This is a genomic window from Robinsoniella sp. (genome assembly GCF_034124845.1).
In genome coordinates this window covers 1-4,239 of sequence record NZ_JAWYAJ010000434.1, presented here as the reverse complement: position 1 = coordinate 4,239, position 4,239 = coordinate 1, and the positions used below count along the sequence as shown (strand labels likewise).

The 4,239-nt window shown below is 37.1% G+C and carries 3 protein-coding genes, 1 tRNA gene and 1 pseudogene; all 5 read right to left on the bottom strand.

The genetic code is table 11. The features are described from left to right. Nucleotides 1–999, bottom strand: a 999-nt coding sequence (locus ACH2DQ_RS21405) for a hypothetical protein (protein ID WP_395028259.1), incomplete at its 3' end; no start/stop codon positions are given. 194 nt (nt 1,000–1,193) lie between these two features. Beyond that, nucleotides 1,194–2,735, bottom strand: a complete 1,542-nt coding sequence (gene rny, locus ACH2DQ_RS21400; RefSeq protein WP_394913206.1) for a ribonuclease Y — start codon at nt 2,733–2,735, stop codon at nt 1,194–1,196. A 232-nt stretch (nt 2,736–2,967) separates the two neighbouring features. Then, nucleotides 2,968–3,038: transfer RNA gene (locus tag ACH2DQ_RS21395), tRNA-Gly, on the bottom strand. Between the two features lie 127 nt (nt 3,039–3,165). Beyond that, complete coding sequence (locus tag ACH2DQ_RS21390; protein WP_394913081.1) at nt 3,166–3,774, bottom strand: regulatory protein RecX; 609 nt, start codon at nt 3,772–3,774, stop codon at nt 3,166–3,168. A 113-nt stretch (nt 3,775–3,887) separates the two neighbouring features. After that, nucleotides 3,888–4,239 (bottom strand): annotated as a pseudogene (locus tag ACH2DQ_RS21385) (DNA recombination/repair protein RecA); the annotation flags it as partial.

Here is a 4,239-nt window from a genome sequence, read left to right as displayed (position 1 = left end):
ATTGAAAACAGTTTCAAAAACTAGACAACCGTAGATAATAATTATGCTCATTCCCATAATGATTAAAAGCGGGTTCAGCAAATCATATCCATCATGGACACCTCTTCCCTGACAAATCAGATAATAAAACGTAAATCCGATCTGCACATAAATGCTTAGTATAATTGGTATCCTTGTCTTACTGTTTAAAAATTCCATAATATACATACCAAAGAGCGGCATGACTGTTGAAAGGCAAATCATACTCAATATATTATTAAATACATTATAAGGAATGATCAACGAAATCATTTTAAAATCAAAAAAAAACCACAATCCGCTTATCATAGCAAAAAAGGAAAAATATAACGGCTTTCTGGAAAAAGGTGTTTTCATAACCCAAAGGAAAAATAAGATAATCAGCAGCAGGCACCCTAACAGGAAAACTCCTCCCCCCAGGAATACTGATAACCCCACTTTGGGAAAAATCGCATGAAATAAAATTCCTGAGTCTCCGGACAATATCTGATCTATAAAAAGATGATATACTGTTTTCACATTGTTGGGATAAATATTCTCCAATTCAATTCTTATCTGGTCACTGGTCTTAATCCCCGGAGAGCGGAAGATATCCCAGGTATTTCCAGGTGACCTTGAAAACCGGGGATAAGTTTCAGGTTCTCCAAAAGAATAAATTTGTTTATTATCCTTATAAATTTTCACCCTGATATTCGGGATACGGAACAACAGGCCCTGACTCTCTTTTAGCTCCTGGTCAAAATGCCCTTTTAATGTTACTTTACTATTCTCATTGGCATCGATCAGAGTACCTTCCTTGTATTCTTTCGGCATAGAATCCGTATTGCTCTCATAAACTCCAGTAAAGGAAACCCTTTTTAAGTCGTTTTCTATGTTCTTATACTGTTTTTCTTCCTGCAAGGTATATGCTAAAAAACACGCTGCATATATGAATAAGATACCAATCAGGATTCCCATTCGCTTTTGTGTCCTCTTTTCCAAGTGTATCCCTCCCTCCTGACAGGATGCATTATATAGATAAGTTCTTTTAAAAGTTAAAAAAGTGCATCACAGATAATAAAATTATCGTGACACACTTTATATAATAACCACATAGATTAATAAGTAATCGTACTTCTTTTCGTATCCGGAATATACTATGTTACATACTGCATAGCAGCTGTTATACAGAATTCCTATTTGGCATAATCAACTACACGGCTTTCACGTATAACGCTGACTTTAATCTGTCCCGGATATTCCAATTCAGCTTCAATCTGTTTTGAAATATCTCTCGCCAGGAGAACCATGTCATTATCACTGATTACATCTGGAACTACCATTACGCGAATCTCTCTACCCGCCTGAATTGCAAAAGACTTATCTACCCCTTTGAAGGTATTTGTAATATCCTCTAACTGTTTTAATCTGTTTGTATATGTTTCCAGAGTCTCTCTTCTTGCACCTGGACGCGCTGCAGAAATAGTATCTGCTGCTTGTACAATACATGCAATTAAGGATTCCGGTTCTACATCGCCATGATGAGATTCTACTGCATTGATTACGGTTGCGGACTCTTTATATTTCTTACATAAGTCTGCCCCAATCTGAATATGAGAACCTTCAATTTCATGGTCAATGGATTTACCAATGTCATGCAATAAACCTGCGCGTTTTGCCATTCTGACATCTACGCCGATTTCTCCTGCTAATAGACCTGACAATTGTGCCACTTCTATGGAGTGCTTCAAAGCATTCTGGCCATAGCTGGTTCTAAATTTCATTCTTCCAAGTAAACGTACTAACTCAGGATGGATACCATGTACACCAACCTCAAGAGTAGCCGATTCACCTTCTTCACGAATCATCGCTTCTACTTCTTTTTGTGCTTTTTCTACCATTTCTTCAATTCTAGCCGGATGTATTCTTCCGTCTACAATTAATTTTTCAAGTGCTATTCTTGCAACTTCTCTTCTAATTGGATCAAAGCCTGATAAAATTACTGCTTCTGGTGTATCATCGATAATCAAATCCACACCGGTCAAAGTTTCTAAGGTACGAATGTTTCTTCCCTCTCTACCAATGATTCTTCCTTTCATTTCATCATTCGGAAGCTGTACTACAGAGATTGTAGTCTCTGCTACGTGGTCTGCAGCGCATTTTTGAATGGCTGTGACAATGTACTCTTTTGCTTTTTTGTTCGCTTCTTCTTTCGCTCTACATTCCATTTCTTTAATCATACGGGCTGTATCGCTCTTTACTTCATCTTCAACAGTTTTTAAAAGATAATCTTTTGCTTGTTCGGAGGTTAGGCCTGAGATTCTCTCCAGTTCCTGTACTCTCTTTTCACTAATCTTTTCAATTTCAACACTCTTTTTCTTTAACTCTTCTTCTTTTGCTGTTAATCCTGATTCTCTGCGTTCAATTGCATCCGCTTTCTTGTCAATCGATTCTTCCTTTGACAGTACTCTTTTCTCATAACGCTGTAACTCTGCTCTTCGCTCTTTTGTTTCTTTGTCGAGTTCATTTTTCGTCTTTAATGACTCTTCTTTGGCCTCAAGTAAAGCTTCCCGTTTCTTCGTCTCCGCAACTTTTAATGCATCATCTATTATTTTTCTTGCTTTGTCTTCTGCACTGCCGATCTTTTCTTCGACAATTTTCTTTCTATATGAAATCGCAGCAAACCAAGTAATAATAGCTATAATCACTATGATTACAACAGCAATGACAAACCACATTGCACTCGGCACAGGAGCACCTCCTTATTTAATTTTCATTGTACAAATACAACATACTAATTTTATACTATTTTCACAAAGAAGTCAACATAAAACATAGAAACCTTATAACATTGACCAAATTTCTTTTTTTGCTTAAAAAACTAAGATTTTGACAGGATTTTCTATCGATTTTTTCCGGTAAAATGCAACACAAATTAAAAAAAGTGCCTGTATATCAGGCACTTTTGCGAGCAGATAAGGGGAGTCGAACCCCCCTCTTCGGCTTGGGAAGCCAACGTTCTACCGATGAACCATATCTGCATACAATTAGTATAGCACGAATTATTCAAAAATCAAGAAAAATATCAAAAAACGCTTACCTGATTTCAATACAAATTTTCGATAGAAGAATCCTGTGATACAAAGAAAGACCGCTGCTTAACGGTCTCTAATCAAATTCTCTTCCACGGAGTACTTTACTGATATCACTGGACTGAAATCCTTTTCTCATTAAGAACCCATAAAGCCTGTTAATCTCTTTCGGATCTGCCGTTTCCAAATCTACTCGCTTCTTTTCCACCCATTTACGGATCTGCTCAGTCTCGTCCTCTGGCTCCTTTTGTTCATAGATACTCTGAATCATCTCTTTTGAAATTCCTCTTCGCAGCAAGTCCTGTGTGATCTGCTGCTTACTTTTGGTTCCGGTTCTTCCTTCAATATAATATTGCGCATACCGGTTATCATCAATATAATGAAGATTCTTTACATATTCAATTGCTGTATTGACAGCTTCTTCCGGATATCCGCCCTGTTTTAACTTTGTACGAAGCTGGTACTCTGTCCGATCCATAGATTTCAGTAAATAAATACACCGTATCTTCGCTCTTTTAGTCAGCACTTCATCTATAATTTCACGATAGGTCTCTTCGCTGATCTCTTCATCCTTTTTTATCTTATAACGAGACAGCTCGCCTTTGTATAACACAAACGCAAGCTGTTCATCGATATATACACGGCTCTTTGCTTTAGTAACCGCTTCTATATTCGTAATAATCATCTTTATTCCCCTGAATAGCACAAGCCGGCTTGCGCTATTCCTTAATTAATAGTTTGTAGTGATTTTATTTCACACTTCCTTAATTAATAGTTTGAAGTGATTTTATTTCACACTTATTCCTCAGTGATTGCTTCCTGTAACGGTGTTTCCTGCTCAGAACCTTCTGTCAGTCCATAATGAACTCTTACTTTTTCTTCAATTTCCACAAGAATATCCTGATTTTCTTTTAAATATGTCTTGGCGTTCTCACGTCCCTGACCAATCTTGGCATCATTATATGCATACCATGCACCGCTCTTATTTACAATTCCAAGATTAGCTGCCAAATCCAAAACATCTCCTTCTTTTGAAATACCCTGTCCAAACATAATATCAAATTCTGCTTCCTTGAACGGAGGTGCAATCTTATTCTTTACTACTTTAATACGTGTTCTGTTACCAACTACTTCACCGCTCTGCTTTAAA